This window comes from Klebsiella sp. ZJOU C1, assembly GCF_035620215.1.
Lineage (GTDB): Bacteria > Pseudomonadota > Gammaproteobacteria > Enterobacterales > Enterobacteriaceae > Klebsiella > Klebsiella variicola.
The window spans coordinates 4581776-4602662 of record NZ_CP141644.1; the positions used below are offsets into that span (position 1 = coordinate 4581776).

Annotated in this window: 21 protein-coding genes; 15 read left to right on the forward strand and 6 right to left on the reverse strand. The window is 57.5% G+C overall.

Annotated features, from left to right (window positions below; translation table 11 throughout):
• Positions 1-11: 11 nt before the first annotated feature.
• The 3 genes from SPE70_RS21880 to yehD form a co-directional block, all read right to left on the reverse strand.
• The gene (locus SPE70_RS21880; RefSeq protein WP_064170014.1) at positions 12-2492 is read right to left on the reverse strand and encodes a fimbrial biogenesis outer membrane usher protein; all 2481 of its coding nucleotides are present in this window, start codon (positions 2490-2492) and stop codon (positions 12-14) included.
• A gap of 12 nt (positions 2493-2504) precedes the next feature.
• Positions 2505-3188, reverse strand: a complete 684-nt coding sequence (locus tag SPE70_RS21885) for a fimbria/pilus periplasmic chaperone (protein WP_012540626.1) — start codon at positions 3186-3188, stop codon at positions 2505-2507.
• A 61-nt stretch (positions 3189-3249) separates the two neighbouring features.
• Positions 3250-3792 (reverse strand): fimbrial protein YehD, encoded by a 543-nt coding sequence (yehD, locus tag SPE70_RS21890; protein ID WP_008806376.1) that lies wholly within the window; start codon positions 3790-3792, stop codon positions 3250-3252.
• Between the two features lie 349 nt (positions 3793-4141).
• On the opposite strand from yehD, the gene SPE70_RS21895 reads away from it, so the two are divergent.
• Complete coding sequence (locus SPE70_RS21895; RefSeq protein ID WP_008806377.1) at positions 4142-4387, forward strand: hypothetical protein; 246 nt, start codon at positions 4142-4144, stop codon at positions 4385-4387.
• A 410-nt stretch (positions 4388-4797) separates the two neighbouring features.
• Here SPE70_RS21895 and SPE70_RS21900 read toward each other — a convergent pair whose 3' ends face one another.
• Positions 4798-4995 (reverse strand): hypothetical protein, encoded by a 198-nt coding sequence (locus tag SPE70_RS21900; protein ID WP_153242724.1) that lies wholly within the window; start codon positions 4993-4995, stop codon positions 4798-4800.
• 244 nt (positions 4996-5239) lie between these two features.
• Between SPE70_RS21900 and fimB the strand changes: the two genes are divergently transcribed.
• From fimB to SPE70_RS21950, 10 genes are all read left to right on the forward strand, one after another.
• Entirely contained in the window at positions 5240-5845 is a 606-nt protein-coding gene (gene fimB, locus SPE70_RS21905; protein ID WP_012967261.1) for a type 1 fimbria switch DNA invertase FimB, read from the forward strand.
• A gap of 463 nt (positions 5846-6308) precedes the next feature.
• Positions 6309-6917, forward strand: coding sequence for a type 1 fimbria switch DNA invertase FimE (gene fimE, locus SPE70_RS21910; protein ID WP_012540621.1), 609 nt, complete (start codon positions 6309-6311; stop codon positions 6915-6917).
• A 480-nt stretch (positions 6918-7397) separates the two neighbouring features.
• Entirely contained in the window at positions 7398-7946 is a 549-nt protein-coding gene (gene fimA, locus SPE70_RS21915) for a type 1 fimbrial major subunit FimA (RefSeq protein ID WP_008806380.1), read from the forward strand.
• A 70-nt stretch (positions 7947-8016) separates the two neighbouring features.
• On the forward strand, positions 8017-8553 hold the full coding sequence (locus tag SPE70_RS21920; protein WP_012967260.1) for a type 1 fimbrial minor subunit FimI: 537 nt from the start codon (positions 8017-8019) through the stop codon (positions 8551-8553).
• A gap of 49 nt (positions 8554-8602) precedes the next feature.
• Positions 8603-9307 carry a fimbria/pilus periplasmic chaperone gene (locus SPE70_RS21925; protein ID WP_012540619.1) on the forward strand — a complete coding sequence of 235 codons (705 nt, stop codon included), beginning with the start codon at positions 8603-8605 and terminating at the stop codon, positions 9305-9307.
• An 80-nt stretch (positions 9308-9387) separates the two neighbouring features.
• A complete protein-coding gene (locus SPE70_RS21930) occupies positions 9388-12003 on the forward strand; it encodes a fimbrial biogenesis usher protein (protein ID WP_032733789.1) in 2616 nt (871 codons plus the stop codon).
• 10 nt (positions 12004-12013) lie between these two features.
• On the forward strand, positions 12014-12541 hold the full coding sequence (locus SPE70_RS21935) for a type 1 fimbrial adaptor subunit FimF (protein WP_012540617.1): 528 nt from the start codon (positions 12014-12016) through the stop codon (positions 12539-12541).
• 27 nt (positions 12542-12568) lie between these two features.
• Positions 12569-13054 (forward strand): type 1 fimbrial minor subunit FimG, encoded by a 486-nt coding sequence (locus tag SPE70_RS21940; RefSeq protein WP_074194464.1) that lies wholly within the window; start codon positions 12569-12571, stop codon positions 13052-13054.
• A 17-nt stretch (positions 13055-13071) separates the two neighbouring features.
• Complete coding sequence (locus SPE70_RS21945) at positions 13072-13977, forward strand: fimbrial protein (protein WP_012540615.1); 906 nt, start codon at positions 13072-13074, stop codon at positions 13975-13977.
• The gene (locus SPE70_RS21950) at positions 13974-15386 is read left to right on the forward strand and encodes a cyclic diguanylate phosphodiesterase (RefSeq protein WP_012967256.1); all 1413 of its coding nucleotides are present in this window, start codon (positions 13974-13976) and stop codon (positions 15384-15386) included. The genes SPE70_RS21945 and SPE70_RS21950 overlap by 4 nt, the downstream gene beginning before the upstream one ends.
• A 42-nt stretch (positions 15387-15428) precedes the next feature.
• Here the strand turns inward: SPE70_RS21950 and SPE70_RS21955 are convergent, their stop codons facing one another.
• Positions 15429-15701, reverse strand: coding sequence for a GNAT family N-acetyltransferase (locus SPE70_RS21955; RefSeq protein ID WP_002916201.1), 273 nt, complete (start codon positions 15699-15701; stop codon positions 15429-15431).
• Positions 15702-15712: 11 nt separating this feature from the next.
• Positions 15713-15943: a 4Fe-4S mono-cluster protein YjdI gene (yjdI, locus tag SPE70_RS21960; protein ID WP_012540613.1), complete on the reverse strand. Its 231-nt coding sequence runs from the start codon at positions 15941-15943 to the stop codon at positions 15713-15715.
• Between the two features lie 206 nt (positions 15944-16149).
• Between yjdI and SPE70_RS21965 the strand changes: the two genes are divergently transcribed.
• Genes SPE70_RS21965 through SPE70_RS21980 form a run of 4 tightly spaced genes read left to right on the forward strand, consistent with a single transcriptional unit; the run spans position 16150 to position 20849 of the window.
• Positions 16150-16422 (forward strand): YtcA family lipoprotein, encoded by a 273-nt coding sequence (locus SPE70_RS21965; RefSeq protein ID WP_008806389.1) that lies wholly within the window; start codon positions 16150-16152, stop codon positions 16420-16422.
• 6 nt (positions 16423-16428) lie between these two features.
• Positions 16429-17454 carry a multidrug transporter subunit MdtN gene (gene mdtN, locus SPE70_RS21970; protein WP_008806390.1) on the forward strand — a complete coding sequence of 342 codons (1026 nt, stop codon included), beginning with the start codon at positions 16429-16431 and terminating at the stop codon, positions 17452-17454.
• A gap of 12 nt (positions 17455-17466) precedes the next feature.
• Positions 17467-19404: a multidrug efflux transporter permease subunit MdtO gene (gene mdtO / locus SPE70_RS21975; RefSeq protein ID WP_324726408.1), complete on the forward strand. Its 1938-nt coding sequence runs from the start codon at positions 17467-17469 to the stop codon at positions 19402-19404.
• Positions 19401-20849, forward strand: coding sequence for an MdtP family multidrug efflux transporter outer membrane subunit (locus tag SPE70_RS21980; protein ID WP_064170013.1), 1449 nt, complete (start codon positions 19401-19403; stop codon positions 20847-20849). The genes mdtO and SPE70_RS21980 overlap by 4 nt, the downstream gene beginning before the upstream one ends.
• Positions 20850-20887: the final 38 nt, after the last annotated feature.

The following is a 20887-nucleotide window of genomic DNA, read 5'->3' on the forward strand; positions in this document are numbered from 1 at the left end:
GTAATATTCCTTTACCGGCAGACATAGGTCTGCTCTTCATCAATGGTTTGTTTAAAGGTGATCGTGCAGTACTGATTATTTGCTTTATCAACAGCCACTTTCAGCGTCGACGGAACAGTATCCGTGCGGATGTATAATAAGCTGCCCTGGCCCACGACCCCGACATTCTGCCCCCGGTTATCCTCGATTTCATAACCAAACGGCAGCGGCTCACCCGCGGCTTGTCGGGCATGAATCAACCACGGCTTACGCTGGTCGGTATCAAAGTGGCTGACCACCACAGCCCCCCGATACGGAGCCACCATTTTCCGGTTGCCTTTCAGTTCCGTCGTACTGTGGGAATCCGACACATCCAGCATCAGGGCGTTTTCACGGAACGGCGTGAGGTTGTCGTAGAGCACGATCCCTTTCCCGTTGGTGGTGCGGTATTTCTGACCATTGACATAAGCCCCCTCCAGCCCCGGCGCCTGCAAAATCGCGAAGGTGTCTGATAACCGATTCGCCAGGTTCACGCCCCCGGACCAGAGCACCATGCCCCCGGACAGGCTTCCGCTGGCCTGGGTGTAGTTTGACGACTGGCTGTAACTTCCGCTCAGTGTGGCCAGCGGGGCATTCCAGGTAAGGTTGGCCCCGGCAGCGGTTTCATTATTTTGCTGCTGATGACTGAGATTAACCCCGTAGCTGAACTGATCGCGCGAGCCGGCAATGCCGTTCAGTCCGGTGTTATTGGAGGCAAAGCCACTGTTATCGAAGGTGGTGGAGTTAGACAGATTCAACCGACGGCGCGGCGCGGTCAGGTCGTCCCCCCAACTGAACGGAATGGAGAAATAAAGATTAAATCGCTTATCCTGGTGATGATATTCGTCATAGGTTTGGCTGGCCGATAGCGTATAGGTCAGCCGCTGCCAGGTATTCGAGTAGCCGAGCTGATAATCTTTATTGCTGCCGCTTTTTCCCCAGTAGTCGCGCCACAGGGCGCTCAGGGAAATCGCGCCATAGCCCGCCGGAAGCGCCTGACTCAAACTGGCCGACAGGGAATTTTTCCTGCCGAAATCATATTGATAATAATCGGCAATATCGTAGATATCATTTTCGTCGCGGTGATAGTGGGTTCTGTTCTTCGCCCACACGTGATCGTTAAAGGTGCGGTAATCGCGGCTGGAATAGCGGTAGGCCGCGAGGCCAAAACGGGTCTGGGTTGGCGTCAGGAATTTACTGTAAGCCACCTGATAGCTTTGTCCATCATAGGTGCCGTTATCCTGCTCGCTGTGCGACTGGGTGGCATCGACGGAAATAGCGCCGAGCCAGGTATTCCAGCCCGTCCCGAGGGTAAAAGCCGAATAGTGATTCGACAGCATCGAACCACCATACAGCGTCAGCAGATTGTTCAGACCATACTGATAGGTCCCCTGGATAAAATCAGCCTGCCGATCGGCCCCCTCAATATGGCTGCGTCCGACAGCAAGATCGTATTTCGAGACGCCTGCCTGCAGCATATTGGGAACGGAAGAAAAGGGAACCAGATAGCTGGTGACCGTCCCGTCTGCTTCTCTGATGCTCACGTCAAGATCGGCCCCGCCGCCGGCCATCTGTAAATCAGCGATGGCAAAGGGACCGGGCGGCACCTCTTTCTGATAAATGACAAAGCCATTTTGCTCAATGGTGACCAGGGCATTGCTTTGCGCAATCCCCTGGACGATCGGCGTAAAGTTGCGTCTGGAGTTGGGCAACATCTGCATATCGCGATATAAGCGCACCCCGCGAAAGCGCACAGTGTCGAATATATCTCCTGATGTGTACATATCGCCAGCGCGCAGCGTACTCTCTATCTCGCCGAAGCCTCGCTCCAGATAAAGGGTGTTACTTTTCCACTCACCGGCGCCAGAATCATTATTGTTATAGCTGGCGTCAGAGTGCAGTTGCCATCCCAGGAGATTTAAACCGCTGGTAAAACGGGCAAAGGTACTCTTGTTATTCCCGGCGCTTTTATAATCGCTGTAATACTGACTGGCATAATAGGACGTATAGAAGGCGTTGACCCCGCGGTCCCAGCTTTCCGGGGAAGCATAGCCCGCCTCCAGCTCATTAACAAACGCCTGCGGGACAGTGAGCTCGAGGGTCAGGGTGGAGATATCAAAATGATATTTCCCCCCCTGCACAGCCTCGCGTAGCGTGATGCATTGCGCCAGATCCTTTTTGTCCAGCCTCTCGGCTTTAATACCGAGCTGCTGCAGCTGGGAGTGTGACAAGCAGCTTTCCCCTGGCTGCTCCTTCACTGTCAGGTCATATTTCCCACGCCACTTGTTATTGACATACACATCCAGGTTATATTCACCCGCAATCGGTGCGTCATCTGTAAACTGATAGTGACTGTCTTTGACCCCTTTCATCCCGCCGAACATAAAGTTGGTATCAAAGGTCTCTTCTGCCGCCAGGGCTTCAGCAAATAATGATGCAATAATTGCCAGGGCCAGTGATGTCATCCTTAACATAACCACCTCTTTTTATTTTACGCTGATGCTATCACTAATATAATTTCCATAATCATCAATAAGAGTTATTTTGTACTGTCTGGCAACGCTGCCGCTGAGGGTGATCATTTGCTGTGAAAATGGCGCCAGCATAATGGCTTTACTGTTTCCTTTCACATTATTCACTTTAATTTCAGGGATCGTAATCCAGTTTGCGCTGTTATTTTTAAGCAGTACATTTTTACCTTTTTGCTGCAGGTCTAAATGATGAAAACTGGCCTGCGTAACGCCAGCGACACCTTCCGGGCGATAAAACAACTTAATTCGATTTTGGATCGCAAATTTCACCACATTTTTACCATCATTCACGCTGGCATTGGGTGGGATATCGAGGACATTCAAATAAAATAAACTTTCCTGATTTTGCGGTAACGTATTGGATAATGCTTTTATTTTAAGCTGCTGACCGGTATTGGCTCTGACGCGCACCACCGGCGGTGAAATAAGAAAAGGTACGCGGATATTTTCCGGGGCAATGGAAGTATTACCGTCGTCGATCCACGCCTGTACCAGGGCGCCGCGATCGCCGCGATTCATTAACTGCACCATCACCTCATTTTTACCGGCCGGATAAATAACGCGCGTCCCATAGATCACAATACCCGCCTGCGCGGGGATAATGAAAAAGGTCAGTAGCAGCAGAATGAATCCTTTCATCTCTTTCACTCCATGTAAACAGAGACCCGGCGAACGCCCTGCGTCTCGCCGGGTGACAGCATCACTCGGTTACCACGGTCAGCGTAAGGGTTGACTCAACATCGCCCTGGGTGACTGCGTTACCTGCGGCCACCACCGCATACTGTGCTGAAAAATCAATGGTATATACACCGTTTTCATCAGGATCCCCATTAAGAGGAATCAGCGAGTTGGCGTTTAGTTCGGCGTCATTCGCTGTCACCACAAAGCCGACGCCGGATGCGCCACCCGCTACGGTATTTTTCGTAATGTTCGGGTAAGTGGTATCAAACTGGTTACGTGCCAGGCTGATTTTCGGCGCAGCACCGGTACATTTTAATTTTAATGGCACCGTGGTGCTGTTTTTAATGCCGGTATAGGTGGCGCCGGCACCCAGACTTGCAAGACTTTCCTGCCCGACCTGGTTCATCGTAATAGTGGTAGAGTTGTTGCCATCAAGAAACTGACACGTGGTTCCCACAACGCGTCCGGTGATAATAACTTCACCCTGGTCAGTATCCGCAAAAGCACCGGCACTCATAAATACGGTGGACAGGACTGCTGCAGCAACAGTTAAACGCTTCATAATATAGTTCCTTTTATTTGTTTATCCATTTGGCTTATGAGATGAGAAAAAACTCATGCGGTAAATATTGCACGCGACTTAATCATTCACAACAGACGTATTTAATTCACTTGACTAATATCAAGCCAAATAATTCATTATATCTACGACTCATCCAAAAGTCATGTTGCTTATATCGCATTAAAACACAATAAAAACATAGACATCAGAAACGACGAATTCATTTAATAAAAAACAACGTTATCGCTGGCAGCGACGCATTTTGTGCCATCCTCACTTAAGCTATATGATAATTTTATAATTACCTGCTAATTATTTATTGTGTTTATAAAAACAGAAGGCCATCTCCATGAAAAGAGGCTTACTTGCCCTGGTCTGCGTCGCGCTGCTGGCGCCATCGTTTTCGGCGCAGGCGACCTGGCGTGGCGACAAACGCCAGGACGCCCGCGATATCCGACAGGATAGCCGCGAGCAAGGTCGTGATACCAAGCAGGAATGCGTCCGCAATAACAATCAAAGCAACGCCAGCTGCCGTCACGATAAACGGGAAAACCGCCGCGAAGGTCGCCAGGAAGCACGTGACGAAAAATGGTGAAACTGAGGCTTCGGCGTCTTCAGGACGTCATTCCTCCCACCGCCGGAGCCTTTAACGTCCCCTCATACTTCAGTTGTCTGGCTGACATTTGTGGCATGCGCCTTATTCTTAGCATAGCGCAGAATATTCCCGCGCCCCCCTCAGACCGTATCCCGGTCCTCATCATATCCCCCTTTTTTCCAGCCCACTAATATCGCCGCCACTGGCGCTTACCGTGCCTGATACCACTCCACTTCGACCACATGCTTTAGATTAAACTGAATTACTGAAATACAGCGTAAAGTGCCCTCATACAGACAATGGCTATTATCCCCAGGCTTTTTGCAGTATGGTTTAATCACTGTTGTAGTTTTGCAGTGAATGCTATCCAGACGATGCAGAGTTGTATTCTGTCTGAGAAATTTCTCATGCTATTCCCGAAGGTTGTTGGCGCGGGAGGTTGGTTTGCTGGCGCAATGATGTCCAGCAGGCAGGCAATAAATCATGACGGCATTGATGGCCGCCTTGCCGCGGCCGGAAGCCCGCGCCTTCATCATCATGCGGGCATCATCAAGAGGATCAGGGATGTACAGGACGTGGAAACCACCAGGAAAGCGACGCCACTTCAACCCGCTAACCCTTTCTTTACCCTTCAGCTTGCGGCGCCTTATCGGTGGCGATGGAGATAGCCTATGATACCGCACGCTCACTCAGCGATAGCATTCAGATTTTGCCTTCACCAGGTGAAACGCTTTCGTATGAGATTAAAACGTTATCAGCACGCCGTTTCAAAATAAAAAGGCAGTCGAATTTAACAATGACCTGACGCAGGCCTGGAAAGAGAAAAATATGCCTGCAATAAAAGGGAAAACCATGACGAATAACGCCGATATAAAAAAAAGGAACTTCCTGACTCAGAATGAGATCGAGTCTTTACTTAAAGCCGCCGATACCGGTCTCTATGCCGCACGGAATTATTGCCTGACATTACTGTGCTTCATTCACGGTCTGCGAGCCAGCGAGATCTGCCGTCTACGAATATCGGATATCGACCTTGCTGCCCGCTGCGTTTACATCCATCGACTCAAAAAGGGGTTTTCAACTACCCATCCGTTGCTGGAGAAAGAGATCCACGCCCTAAAGCGATGGCTGGCCATTCGCAGCAGCTGGCCGCAGGCAGCCAGCGAATGGCTGTTTCTCTCCCGCAAAGGTAATCCCCTTTCTCGCCAGCAGTTTTATCAGATTATCGCCTCATCAGGGGATCTGGCGGGATTACCGCTGGAGATCCACCCACACATGCTGCGTCACTCCTGTGGCTTTGCGCTGGCCAATATGGGGATCGATACCCGTTTGATCCAGGATTACCTTGGGCATCGCAATATCCGCCATACCGTCTGGTATACCGCCAGCAACGCGGGACGTTTCTATGGCATCTGGGACAATACGCGCGACAAACAGCGATCGTCTTTGATCCAATAACCTTGACGCCAAGGATGGCGTTGTCTCGCAACCTGCTCGCAAATTATAACATTTATTATCATTAACCCTGCGTTAATTATGATTACTGTTCCCGCAAGTTCTTATTTATTCCTGCCAGCTCCGCGTCAATTTAACCCTGCGTTCATTCTGGATTTGACCGAATTATTTATTGCTCGAGTAAAATTTCCGCACCGTTTTTTTAATGACAACGTGCGCCAGAAAAAAATCCTTTTATTTTATGCACCTGGCGATAACATCTGGAGAGGCTATTGAGACAACGATTAAAATCTTTAAAATTAAGAATTATCGCCCGGCGATATTTTTAGTATCAGTCAATGTAATGTGCTATCTATTCGTGGTTAATCAACTTCACCCTACAACGTTTTAGCATTACGCATTCTTTTCGTCATGGCGTAAGGTTTCGCCGTGACGGTCATTCATCCTTTTTTCAGGAGCTAATATTGTGAACCGACGTCGTTTTCTTACCGCCAAAGAAGTTCAGGCAATGATGCAGGCCGCTCGCCAGGGCCCAACCGGTGAACGGGATTACTGCCTCATCCTGCTTGCCTTTCGCCACGGCATGCGCATCAGCGAACTGCTGGATCTGCACTATCACGATCTGGATCTGCATGAAGGACGGGTCAATGTGCGGCGGCTTAAGAACGGTTTTTCGACTATTCATCCGCTGCGCTTTGATGAGCGCGAGGCAATCGAACGCTGGAGTCAGGTCCGCGCCGGCTGGAAAGCGGCGGCAAAAACCGACGCGCTGTTTATCTCTCGTCGCGGTACGCCGCTCTCACGCCAGCAGGCATATCGTATTATTCGATCCGCCGGTGAAAATGCGGGCACCGTTACGCACACGCACCCTCATATGCTGCGTCACGCCTGCGGCTATGAACTGGCGGAAAGAGGTACAGATACCCGTTTGATACAGGATTATCTGGGACATCGTAATATTCGTCACACGGTACGCTACACTGCCAGCAATGCGGCGCGTTTTGCCGGGATTTGGGAAAGAAATAATCTTTTAGAGGAAAAAGGCCTGTCAAAGGAAAATGATTTAAGCGATTGATTTAATACAATAAAATCAATTGCTAACAGGTCAATTGGGGCCAAACTGTTTATATCATAAAAATGTTTTGTAATGTTTTGCAACTCACCGCGCTATATTTCTGCAGAAAAAATCATAGTTTATTGATTATTATATATTTTTAATCACGCAATCACTCACTTTTCTCCCACCATACTCCCGTTGCACCGGCGATCCTTCGCCAGCGCCATCGCTATTCCTTTTGCACTCCCGCCCACCACTCCAGATTATATACCCACAAAAAGCCAAATAAACAGAATTTAAAACCACAAATAAACCAGTCAAAAACCAAAAACAGATCATTTATCCCAACGAGTCAAAATGGCCCCAATTGTCTCATCAGTTGGGTAAAAACTGTGCAGAGCCGGCAGCCTGACTACTCGGCTGAAATCTGACATGCCTGGAAGGCACATCGGCTGCCAATCCGGTTCGTTATTTCGACATCGTTCAAAGGAAAACAGTATGAAAATCAAAACACTGGCAATGGTTGTTGTGTCAGCCCTGTCTCTGAGCTCCGCGGCGGCGCTGGCCGATACCACCACGGTCAACGGCGGGACAGTGCATTTTAAAGGGGAAGTCGTCAATGCGGCCTGTGCGGTAGATGCCGGCTCTATCGATCAAACCGTCCAGTTAGGTCAGGTGCGTTCCGCGAAACTTGCCACCGCAGGTAGCACCAGCTCCTCCGTCGGTTTCAACATTCAGCTGGATGACTGCGACACCACAGTGGCGACCAAAGCTTCTGTCGCTTTCTCCGGTACCGCTATCGACAGCAGCAACACCACCGTTCTGGCACTGCAAAACTCTGCCGCCGGCGGTGCAACCAACGTTGGCGTGCAGATCCTCGACAGCACCGGCACGCCGCTGGCGCTGGACGGGGCCACCTTCAGTGCCGCGACCACGCTGAATGACGGCACCAACATCATCCCGTTCCAGGCGCGTTACTACGCGACCGGCGCAGCGACCGCCGGTACGGCGAACGCGGATGCCACGTTCAAAGTGCAATACGAGTAAGGCCCGATCCACGCAGGGAGGCAATCAGGGCCAGGAGGGCCCGCTCTCTATTTCCAACTGGAGTGAAACGATGCAGGGAATGAAATCAGGTCTGCTGCTGCTACTACCCCCGCTGGCCCTGGCCGGTAATCAGTGGAACGTCACGCTGCCTGGGGGCAGCATGCGTTTTCAGGGCCTGATTATGGCGAGTTCCTGTCGCGTCGAAGCGGGCGATCGGCAGATGACGGTCAATCTGGGGCAGATCAGCAGTAACCGATTTCATGATGTCGGCGAAGACAGTAACCCGATCCCTTTCGCGATTCATTTACAGGATTGCAGTACCGCAGTCAGCCAGCATGTGGGGGTGGCATTTCACGGCGTGGCTGATGGTAAAAATCCCGATGTGCTCTCGGTGGGCGAAGGCCCGGGGATCGCCAGCGGGATTGGCATTGCGCTGTTCGACAGTCAGGGCCAGCAGCTGCCGCTCAATCGTCCGCCCGACCGCTGGGTGCCGCTCTACCGCGGACCGACGACGCTCAATTTTGTCGCCAAATATCGGGCGACCGGACGCCAGGTCACCGGCGGCGCGGCCAACGCCCAGGCCTGGTTCTCATTGACCTATCAGTAATTAATCCGCAGACAAACAGGACAACACGGTGAGCAGACAAGGAGATAACGTGAGAAAAATGGCAACGACGACACGCGGCATACTGGCGGGATGTTTACTTTTCGTCGCCGGTGCGTTGAGCGCCAGCGCGCAGGCGGGCGTCGCGCTGGGCGCGACCCGGGTTATCTACCCGGCGGGACAGAAGCAGGTCCAGCTCGCGGTGACCAATAATGACGACAACAGCACCTGGCTTATACAGTCATGGGTGGAAAATGCCGATGGTCAGCGAGACGGCCGGTTTGTCATCACTCCCCCGCTGTTTGCCATGCAGGGCAAAAAAGAGAACACCCTGCGCATTATCGACGCCACCAATAACCAGCTGCCGCAGGATCGGGAAAGCCTGTTCTGGATGAACGTGAAGGCGATCCCCTCGATGGATAAATCCAAGCTCAGCGACAATACCCTGCAGCTGGCGATTATCAGCCGCATCAAGCTCTACTACCGTCCGGGAAAACTGGCACTGCCCCCGGATCAGGCAGCGGAAAAGCTGACCTTTAGCCGCAGCGGATCGTCGCTGACGCTGACGAACCCCACCCCTTATTACCTGACGGTGACCGAACTGAACGCCGGGACGCGCATTCTGGAAAACGCCCTCGTGCCGCCGATGGGCAAAACCAGCGTCAAGCTGCCCGCGGATGCCGGGAGCACCATCACCTATCGCACGATTAACGATTACGGCGCGCTGACGCCGAAAATGAATGGCGTACTGCGTTAACCCAGAGTACCCCGCCGCGCGGGCCACGCTGCGCATGACCAGAAGCACTGACAGCCGGGCAACGTCGGACCGGAGGGATTATGTCACATCGAAAATATGGACTGGACCATTGGGGTTGCCGAAGCGCCCGGCGCCTGATTACGCCGGCGCTGACGCTGTGGCTCTGCTCACAGCCGTTTGCCGCGCGGGCGGACCTCTATTTTAACCCCCGCTTCTTAGCTGACGATCCGGCGGCGGTGGCTGACCTGTCGGGATTTGAAAAAGGCCAGGAGGTGCCGCCAGGCACCTATCGCGTCGATATTTATCTCAACAATGGTTTTATGACCACCCGGGACGTCACTTTCCAGGCCGACGTTCAGGGCCATGGCTTGTCGCCCTGTCTGACGCGCGGCCAGCTGGCGAGCATGGGCGTGGATACCGGTCGGGTGCCGGGCATGGCGACGCTGGACAGCGCAGCCTGCGTGCCGCTAACGACGCTTATCAGCGAAGCCACTACACGCTTCGACGTCGGCCAACAGCGTCTGTATCTCACCGTGCCTCAGGCATTTATGGGCACCCGCGCGCGCGGCTATATTCCGCCGGAGCTGTGGGATAACGGTATCACCGCCGGGCTGATTAACTATAACTTCACGGGCAATAACGTCCATAACACCACGGGTGGCAGCAGCCGTTACGCCTATCTGAATCTGCAGAGCGGCCTGAACGTTGGCGCCTGGCGTCTGCGCGATAACAGCACGTGGAGCTACAGTAGCGGCAGCGGCAGCGCTTCCTCCAGTGAAAACCGCTGGCAGCACGTTAACAGCTGGCTTGAGCGGGACATCACGCCTCTGCGTTCGCGGCTGACCCTCGGGGACAGCTATACCAACGGCGATGTCTTCGACGGGATCAACTTCCGCGGCGCCCAGCTGGCCTCGGACGACAATATGCTACCGGACAGCCAGAAAGGCTTCGCGCCGGTGATCCACGGGATCGCCCGCGGCACGGCGCAGGTGTCAATCAAACAAAACGGCTATGAAATCTACCAGAGCACAGTGCCGCCGGGGCCGTTTACCATCGACGATCTCTACGCCGCGGGCAATGGCGGCGATCTGCAGGTCACGATTAAAGAAGCGGATGGCTCCCGCCAGGTCTTCAGCGTGCCCTGGTCAACGGTGCCGGTGCTGCAGCGTGAAGGCCATACCCGCTTCGCCCTCACCGCCGGGGAGTACCGCAGCGGCAACAGCCAACAGGAAACGCCCGATTTTTTCCAGAGCACGGCCATGCATGGCCTGCCGGCCGGCTGGACCCTGTACGGCGGCACTCAGCTGGCGGACCGCTATCGCGCCTTTAACCTTGGGGTGGGGAAAAACATGGGCTATTTCGGCGCCCTGTCGCTGGATATCACCCAGGCCAACGCCACGCTGGCGGACGACAGCGAGCATCAGGGACAGTCGGTGCGTTTCCTCTATAACAAATCCCTGGATGAGACCGGGACTAACCTGCAGCTGGTGGGCTACCGCTACTCCACCCGCGGCTACTATAACTTTGCCGATACCACCTACCGCCGGATGAGCGGCTACAGTGTGGAAACTCAGGACGGCGTTATCCAGGTGAAACCCAAATTTACCGACTACTACAATCTGGCTTACAGCAAGCGCGGCAAGGTGCAACTGAGCGTGACCCAGCAGCTGGGGCGCACCGCCACCCTCTATCTCAGCGGCAGCCACCAGACCTACTGGGGCACCGACGATGCCGATGAGCAGCTGCAGGCCGGCCTCAACGCCGCCGTAGACGATATCAACTGGTCGCTAAGTTACAGCCTGACCAAAAACGCCTGGCAGCAAGGGCGCGATCAGATGCTGGCGGTCAACGTCAATATCCCCTTCAGCCACTGGCTGCGTTCCGATAGCCGCTCAGTCTGGCGGCACGCCAGCGCCAGCTACAGCCTGTCGCACGATCTCAATGGCCGCATGACTAACCTGGCGGGCCTGTACGGCACCCTGCTGGAAGACAACAACCTCAGCTATAGCGTGCAGACCGGCTATGCGGGCGGCGGCAACGGCGACAGCGGGAGCACAGGCTATACGGCGCTCAACTACCGCGGCGGCTACGGCAACGCCAACGTCGGCTACAGCCGCAGCGACGGCTTTAAACAGCTCTACTACGGGGTCAGCGGCGGCGTGCTGGCGCACGCCAACGGCATCACCCTGAGCCAGCCGTTGAACGATACCGTGGTGCTGGTGAAAGCCCCCGGCGCCGGCGGCGTGAAGGTGGAAAACCAGACCGGGGTACGCACCGACTGGCGCGGGTATGCCGTCCTGCCCTATGCCACCGAGTATCGCGAAAACCGGATCGCGCTGGACACCAACACCCTGGCAGACAATGTCGACCTTGATGATGCAGTGGTCAGCGTGGTGCCGACCCATGGGGCGATCGTCCGCGCCAACTTTAACGCGCAGGTGGGAATGAAGATCCTGATGACGCTGACCCATCGCGGCAAACCGGTGCCGTTTGGCGCCCTCGCCACCGGCGACAGCAACCAGAGCGGCAGCATCGTCGCGGATAACGGCCAGGTCTACCTGAGCGGGATGCCGCTGGCGGGCAAGGTGCGAGTGAAATGGGGCGATGGCCCGGACGCTCAGTGCGTGGCCGATTATCGTCTGCCGCCGGAGAGTCAGCAGCAGGCGCTCAGCCAGCTGTCGGCCGCGTGCCGCTAAGGAGATCATGATGAAAACACTGCAGTATCTGCTGGGCGCCCTGCTCACCCTGGTGACGCCGTTTGCCTTCGCTGCCGATAGCACGATCACCATCAGCGGCTATGTGCGCGACAACGCCTGCGCAGTGGCCGGCGAGTCGAAGGATTTCACCGTCGATTTTCAGGACAACGCCGCGAAGCAGTTTTATGCCGTCGGGGCGACGACGCCGCCGGTGCCGTTCCGCATCGTGCTGTCGCCCTGTGGCACTTCCGTCACCGCGGTGAAGGTCGGTTTCACCGGCGTGGCGGACAGCGTCAACACCAGCCTGTTAAAACTCGATGCCGGCGCCTCGGCGGCGGCGGGAATGGGGGTGGAAATTCTCGATCAGCAGCAGTCCCGGCTGCCGGTCAATGCGCCGTCGTCAGCCATGTCCTGGACCACGCTGACGCCGGGCCAGACCAACATTCTCAACTTTTACGCCCGTCTGATGGCCACTCAGGTGCCCGTCACCGCCGGGCATGTCAATGCGACAGCGACATTCACGCTGGAATTTCAGTAAGCGGAGGCTGAAATGAAATGGACCCACGTGGGCTGGCTGCTGGCCGGCCTGTTAACCGCGAGCGCTTCCCTGCGGGCGGCCGACGTCACCCTCACCGTCAACGGGAAGGTGGTGGCCAGACCCTGCACGGTTTCCACCGTCAATGCCACCGTCGAGCTGGGCGATCTCTATACCTTTAGCCTGATCGGCGCGGGCTCGGCATCGGCCTGGCACAGCGTGGCGCTGGATCTCAGTAACTGCCCCGTGGGTACTTCACGGGTGAAGGCCACCTTCAGCGGGACGGCGGACAGCACCGGCTATTACAAAAACCAGGGAACGGCGGGCAATATTCAGCTCGAACTGCAGAGCGAGGACGGCACCACGCTGAACAATGGCAGCAGCCAGTCGGTACAGGTGGATGAGGCCAGCCAGTCCGCTCGCTTCCCGCTGCAGGTTAGAGCCCTGTCCGTCAACGGCGGCGCCACGCAAGGCACCATTCAGGCGGTGATTAACGTCACCTATACCTACGCCTGAGCCAGGAGAGCATTATGATGAAAAAAATTATCCCCCTGTTCACCACCCTGCTGCTGTTGGGCTGGTCGATGAACGCCTGGTCCTTTGCCTGCAAAACGGCCACCGGGGCGACGATCCCCATCGGCGGCGGGTCAGCCAACGTCTACGTAAATCTGACACCGGCGGTTAACGTCGGGCAAAACCTGGTGGTCGACCTCTCCACGCAGATTTTTTGCCATAACGACTATCCGGAAACGATCACTGACTACGTCACCCTGCAGCGCGGATCCGCCTACGGCGGCGTGCTGTCGAGTTTCTCCGGCACCGTGAAATATAACGGCACCTCTTACCCCTTCCCGACCACCACGGAAACGGCGCGGGTGGTTTACGATTCACGGACCGATAAGCCCTGGCCCACCGTCCTGTATCTGACGCCGGTCAGCACCGCCGGTGGGGTGGCGATCACCGCAGGATCGTTAATCGCGGTGCTGATCCTGCATCAGACCAACAACTATAATAGCGACTCCTTCCAGTTCATCTGGAACATTTACGCCAACAACGACGTGGTGGTCCCCACCGGCGGCTGCGATGTCTCCGCCCGCGATGTCACCGTCACCCTCCCCGACTACCCGGGATCGATGGCCGTGCCGCTCACCGTGCACTGCGCGCAAAGCCAGCAGCTGGGGTATTACCTCTCCGGCACCACCGCGGATAGCGCCAACGCGATCTTCACCAATACCGCCTCCGCCTCGCCGGCGCAGGGGATAGGCGTTCAGCTGACCCGCAACGGCAGCGCCGTGCCGGCGAACAGCACGGTCTCGCTGGGCACCGTCAGTACCTCGCCAGTTAATCTCGGTCTGACGGCAACCTATGCCCGGACCACAGGCCAGGTCACTGCCGGCAACGTGCAGTCGATCATCGGCATCACCTTTGTCTATCAATGATGACCGACTATATCCTCTCACCCTGCTCGCTGGCCGCCCGCGGGTTGAGCCAGCTGATGGTGAACGCCGCGAAGCGGCCCGTTGAGCTGCCGGTCGAGGGCGTGTCCCTGCGGGAGCTGACCGCCGTGACGCGGATCGTGGTGTTTCTCCCTGACGATCCCCTGTGGATGCTCACCACGCTGCGCCAGGCGGCAAGGCTGCTCGACCAGGCCTTGCAGCCGTTACCGATGTTGATTCTGAGCCGCAGCCCGGCCATCTGGCTGTGGCAAACGCTGCTTTATCAGGTGAGCCATCCGGATCGTCTGCGCAACGTCCATACCGCCCCCGCCGATCTCTCCTGCACGGAGCTGGCCGATCGGCTGGAGAACGCACCGCGACTTGAGCGGCTTGCCAGTGAAGCCGCCCTGCTCAACGACAAACGAGCCGCCGGATTGAGCCATGCCGAGTTCAAAGTGATCCTCGCCCTGCTGCAAGGGCAGACGATAGGCGAGCAGGCCCGGCGTCTCCGATTGAGCCAGAAAACGCTCTACACCCAGCGGCTGGCCGGGGTGAAAAAGCTGGTGGAATATCACCCGCATCTGGCCCCCCGCTTTCCGCGTACGCTGCTACCGCGCTCATCCGCCAGCTCACTGTCGGCGTTTGAACAGGAATGGGTACAAGCGATCCACGATCGCCAGGTCTTCCCGGTTTTTCAACCTATCGTCGATAGTCGCTCACAGCTACAGGGGGTGGAGATCCTGATCCGCTGGCGCCACCGCGGCCAGGTTCTCCATCCGCAGGCTTTTTTGCCGCAGTTCCGCGCCGACTACGCCTGGCTGCTGCTCACGGCCTTTGTCCTGCAGGAGGCCGTGCAGAATATTAATGAGCATCCGGGTACTTTCTATTTTTCGGTCAATATTCCTTCCTCGCTCGCCGCCAGCGATAGCCTGCTGCGGATGGTGGAAGCCGCTCGCCAGCAGCTCCGGCAGCCAGAGGGCGTGGAAAGGCTGGTGCTGGAATATGCTGAAACCATCGATTTTCGCCGTCAGAGCCGATCCACCGCCCAGGTGGAGGAACTGCAACGTGCTGGCGTGCGGGTGATGCTGGACGACTGCTTTTCTCAGGGGAGCGTCATCTTTCCGGCGCGTCGCCTGCACTTCAATGCCTATAAACTGGATATGAGTATCGTCAACGACGCTCAGCACGATCAGAAGGCGCTTGCGCTGATAAAAAGCCTGGCCTACTACTGCCAGTTGAGCGGCAGCCGCTGCGTGGCGGAAGGGGTGGATTCGCTGGCGAAGTTTACGCAGTTAAAATCGCTGGGTATTGACCGTTTCCAGGGCTATCTGTTTTCACCGCCGATGCGGCGCGAGCATCTCCCGGATCTGATCCGCCGCTTTTCCCATCAGCGCGATCCGGCGGATCGTTGATGGCGCGAGAAAAGCGCACCGGTTGGCACCGGTGCCGGTACGTCAGGCGCGAATATCGTCGTATTCGCGGGTGTTATCGAATTCATGTTTGGCAAACGGGCAGAGAGGAATGATCTTCCGCTGCTCCTGGCGCATTTTTTCCACCACCTTCGCCACCAGCTGTTTCCCCACGCCCTGGCCTTTCAGGCTGGGATCAACATCGGTATGTTCGATAATACTGAGGTGTTCCCCGGTGGGAACAAAAACAATTTCCGCCACCTGGTTTCCCTGCGCGTCGTTAACATAAAACTTGTTGTGCCCTTCCAGTATTTCCATCTTCTCCTCGCTTATTTATGACGATAGTGCAGGGCGCCGCTCGGGCAGGTATCGATCACTTTTACCACCGTCGCCACATCCACTTCATCCGGGATAATCCACGGTTTACGCTTCAGGTTAAAAAGCTTCGCGCTGCCGCGCACGCAGTTCCCCGAATGCTGACAGATCGCCGTATTAAAGTAGACGTCGATTTTCTCTCCGGTGTAGGCCCGGTAGCCCGCTTCCAGTAATTCCTTATCCATGACATTGCCTCGTTCTTTTTTTATGTTTCAGGCTAAGCATAGTCCTACACGTCGCGGCTGACTACGCGTAAGCGTGGGAATTGGCGCCTCACATCATGCTTTCCCATCGGGTAAGGATCCCGCAGTCGGCGATCCGTTGACTTTCATTCCCGCAACGAGGCGATTACACTCATCACACACTGGTATGATCACTCAGGGATGCTCTATTGAATCATATTGCCACCATCGCCCGCCCGGCGCGGTTACTGCTCGTCTTGCCGCTTTCTGGCTGCTCACTTTCGCCCGCGATCCCGGTATTGGGCGCCGCGTTCCCCGGCTGGTTTTTCTGCTTATTGGGCGGTGCGTTTTTACTGATCCCCTGCCATATCCTGATTACCCGTAAAGGCTGGCAGCCGCGCTTTTCTCCTCTGGTCTTCAGCTATGTCGCGCTGATGTTCCTGTTCGCCACGCTGCTGTGGTTTCTGTTTTTTGTTCACTGATCGCTTATGACAACTTCCCGCACTCCCCTGTTACGCAAAAAGTGGCCTCTGCTGGCGCTGGTCCTTGCCGCTATCCTGGCGCTGATCCTGGTTATCTGGCAGTTGCAAACCTCGCCGGAGACCAATGACGCCTATGTCTATGCCGATACCATCGATGTGGTGCCCGAGGTCAGCGGACGCATCGTGGAGATGCCCATTCGCGATAACCAGCGGGTGAAAAAAGGCGATCTGCTGTTCCGCATCGACCCCCGTCCCTATCAGGCGATGCTCGATGACGCGAAAGCGCGGCTGACGACCCTCGACGCGCAGATCATGCTGACCCAGCGCACCATCAAAGCGCAGGAGTATAACGCCCAGTCGGTGGCGGCCGCCGTCGAGCGCGCCAGAGCGCTGGTCAAGCAGACCACCTCCACGCGCACCCGCCTTGAGCCGCTGGTGCCGCAGGGGTTTGCCTCCCAGGAAGATCTCGATCAGGCGCGCACCGCTGAGAAAGCGGCGCGGGCGGAGCTGGAGGCCACGCTGCTGCAGGCCAGACAGGCCTCGGCGGCCGTGACCGGCGTGGATGCCATGGTGGCGCAACGCGCCGGGATCCTGGCGCAAATCGCCCTCGCCGAACTGCATCTGGAATTTACCGAAGTGCGTGCGCCCTTCAACGGCGTGGTGGTGGCGCTGAAAACCACCGTCGGCCAGTACGCCTCGGCGCTGAAGCCGGTCTTTACCCTGCTGGATGACGACCGCTGGTATGTGATCGCTAACTTCCGCGAGACCGATCTGAACAACGTGCGCCCCGGCGTGGCGGCGCGGATCACCGTGATGACCAACCACAACCGGACCTTTAACGGGGTAGTCGATTCGGTCGGCTCCGGGGTCCTGCCCGAAGGCGGGAGCGTCATCGAAGGGCTGCCGCTGATCCAAAAAAGCATTAACTGGGTTCACGTCTCGCAGCGCTTCCCGGTGAAAATCGCCGTCAGCGATCCCGATCCGGCGCTGTTCCGCATGGGCGCCTCGGCCAGCGCCGTGCTGCAGCCGTAGCCGGGGGACGCGATGTTTCCTCTCGCCCATTTTTTACGCCAGGAGCTGCGCGACGCGCCGGGACGCGCCAGCTACACGCTGCGCCTGACGCTGAGCTGCGCGGTGCTCATCACCCTGTTTATGACCCTGCAGATCCCCTTCCTGGCCGTTGCGCTGATCGTCGTGTTCTACGTCAGTCAGCCTAACGTGTTGATGATCAAGCTGGTCAGCGTGGTCTTTTTTGTTACCGTCACCGTGGCGCTCGGCGGCGTGCTGCTGATCATCAAGTGGACCTATGACTACCCGCTGATCCGCCTGGCGGCCTCCGTGGCGCTCTTTTTCTGCGCCATCTACCTGATGCGGGTGCTGGGTAAGCTGGGACTGGCTTTTTTCGTGGTGGCGCTGGCGGTGATTTATGCTCAGACCTTCCCGTCAATGACCAGTCAGAGCGAGATCCTGGTGCGGCTGCTGCTCTGGCTGTGGGTGGCGATTAACACCGCGATCCTCGTCACTTTGCTGGTCAACGCCTGTTTTCAGCAGGCCTTTCCCGGCAACCAGTTTAAGGCGCGCCTGGCGGGGATGCTGCACGAGGTCGCCCGGCGGCTGACGGCTCCTGGCGATGAAGCGCCACCGACCTTCGGCGAGACCGCCGCGCAGTTCAACCAGCTGCAGTCGCTGTTCGCCCAGGCCAGCCGGGCCACGCCGGAGATAGCCGCCGAACCGCAGGCCTGGCGCTCGCGGCTGGCCGCCACCCTGCGCTGCTATCAGCTGGCGGCGCTGCTGCAAGCAGACGAGGCGGATAGCGAAGATCGCCAGCAGCTGTCGCAGGCGGTACTGAAGCTGAAGAGTGCCCTCAGCGAGGAACAGTTTGACGGCGCCATTCCTCCCCTGGCGCTCAGCGGTCGTGGCATTAATCACGCGGTTCTGCAGGAGATGGCTACCCTCCTGCAGCAGCTGGCGCAGGGTGAGCCCGTCGCCCTGCCGCAGGGTGAGGTGGAGAAGGCGCCCCTGCTGGCGCCGGACGCCTGGCGCAACCCGGCTTATCTCCATTTTGCGCTCAAGACCCTGCTGGCGACGCTAATCTGCTATGTCTTCTATACCGCTGCCGACTGGCAAGGGCTGCACACCATTATGCTGAGCTGCGTCATTGTCGCCCAGCCCGGGCTGGGCGCCACGATGCAAAAGACATGGCTGCGTATCGGCGGGGCGCTGCTCGCCACCCTGCTGGCGCTGCTGTTAATCGTCTTTGTTCAGCCCTGGACCGATTCGCTGTCGGGCCTGCTGGCGATGTCTCTGCCGGTGCTGGCGCTGGCGGCGTGGATTGCCGCCGGCTCGGAGCGTATCGCCTACGCCGGGATCCAGATTGGTTTCACCTTTGCGCTGGCCTTCCTCAGCTGGTTTGGCCCGCTGACGAACCTCACCGAGCTGCGGGATCGGGTGCTCGGCATCCTGCTCGGGGTGCTGGTCTCCTCCATTGTCCATTTGTATCTCTGGCCGGACAGCGAAGCGCCGCAGCTGAAATCGCGCCTCGCCAGCCTCTATCGCCGGCTGGCGGACTGCCTCGCCGCCCCGCACGATGCGGTGCCGCTGGCTCCCCTGTTTGTCGCCTTCACCGACAGCGAAGCGCTGCTCCATCGGGTTCGCGCTGAACCGCTGGGCACCTGGGCCCATCCCTGGCCCCAGGCGAAAGGCTGGCCGATGCGCGCCACCCTCGCCCAGGCCGAGGAGATCGCCCGCCTCAGCGAAGGCTACCGGCTCAACGCCGCGCCGGGAGACCCGACGCTGGCCCGCTGCGCCGAACAGCTGCGGCACTACGCCGAACGTATCGAACAGGAGGCGGCAGCGCCTGACGGGACGCTGGCCGCCGATCTCCGCAACCCCTTTGGCCCGGCGCTGGCTACCGCGCTGGCCGCCCTGCCCGACTGGGGCCCGACACCGCTAGCGACTGAGCAACAGGCTAAAACGTCATGATGATGCTTCCTTTCCCCGCGCGATTGCGGGTCACTCTCTTTACCCTGACGCTGACGCTGCTCAGCGGCTGCGCGCTGATCCAGGATGAGCCTTCCCAGGTCGCCATCGTCAATCCGCAGCAGGCCCAGCTGGCGCAGGTGATCCACCTGGCGAACAGCGACTGGCCGGCAGCCCGCTGGTGGGAGGCCTATGATGATCCTCAGCTCAACATGTTGATCAACCGGGCGCTGCAGAACTCGCCGACCATGCAGGCCGCCCGACTGCGTATCTCCCAGTCGCAGTCCACGGTGGAGCTCGCCCGCTCGGCGATGGGCCTGCAGGCCACCGCCGTCGCGGCGCAAAACCGCCTGCGGATCACCGACAAATCCTTTAGCTGGCCCTACTCGTACTCCCTGCCGGTGGATAAGAACGGTCCCTGGTATACGCTGAATACCGTTGGCGTCGGGGCGCAGCTGAATATCGATCTCTGGGGAGCCGATCGCGCCCGGGTCGCCGCCGCCATTGGCGAGAAAAATGCCCGGCTGGCGGAAACCGCCGGCATTGAGCTCGACATCGCCAGCAGCGTGGCGCAGCTCTATTTCGCCATGCAGGCGACGTTCCAGAAAATCGCGCTGCTGCAGGAGCTGGAGGGTATTGCCCAATTCTCGGTAGCGGCCCATGAGCACCGGACCCAACGCGGCATGGAAGACAGTGTGGATGTGGCCAATGCCCGGGCTGAGCAGCTCGCCGCTCGCCAGCAGATCATTAGCGCCGAGGGGATGCTGACCCAGTATCGTGAAACCCTGCGGGCGCTGATCGGCGCCGATGCGCAAAGCATGCCGGCCATCCATCCGGTGGCGCTGCCGGCGCTCCAGGAGACGCTGCCATCGTCGCTCTCTTTCGAGCTGCTGGCCCGCCGTCCGGACCTGCAGGCGCTGCGCGGCTACGTGACTGCCTCCCTGAGCCAGGTCGATGCGGCGAAAGCGGCCTTCTATCCTCATTTTGATATCAAAGCGTTCTGGGGATATAACGCCCTGAGCGTCGGGGATCTGTTTAAGTCCTCTTTCCAGCAGATCAACCTGCTGCCCGGGCTGTATCTGCCAATCTTCGACGGCGGTCGTCTGAACGCTAATCTGCAGTCGGTGCGCACCGCCAGCAACATCCTGCTCAAACAGTACAACCAGGCGGTGCTGGACGCGGTGCGCGATGTCGCCATCAGCTCCAGCCAGCTTAACGATCTGAACCAACAGCGCGCGCTGCAGCAGCTAAAGGTCACCGCGGCGCAGACCACTACCGACAGCGCTCGCGCCCATTATCAGCGCGGCCTGCTCAGCCGCTACGCCGCCGAAGAAGCTCGCCGGGCGGTCCTCGCCCATCAGCTGTTGCTGCTGGACATTGAGGCCCAGCGGCTAAGCACCGACATTACCCTGATCAAAGCCCTGGGCGGCGGCTATCGCGGGCAGTAACAAAAATGCCTTCCCCGAGGGGAAGGCATTCAGACTGC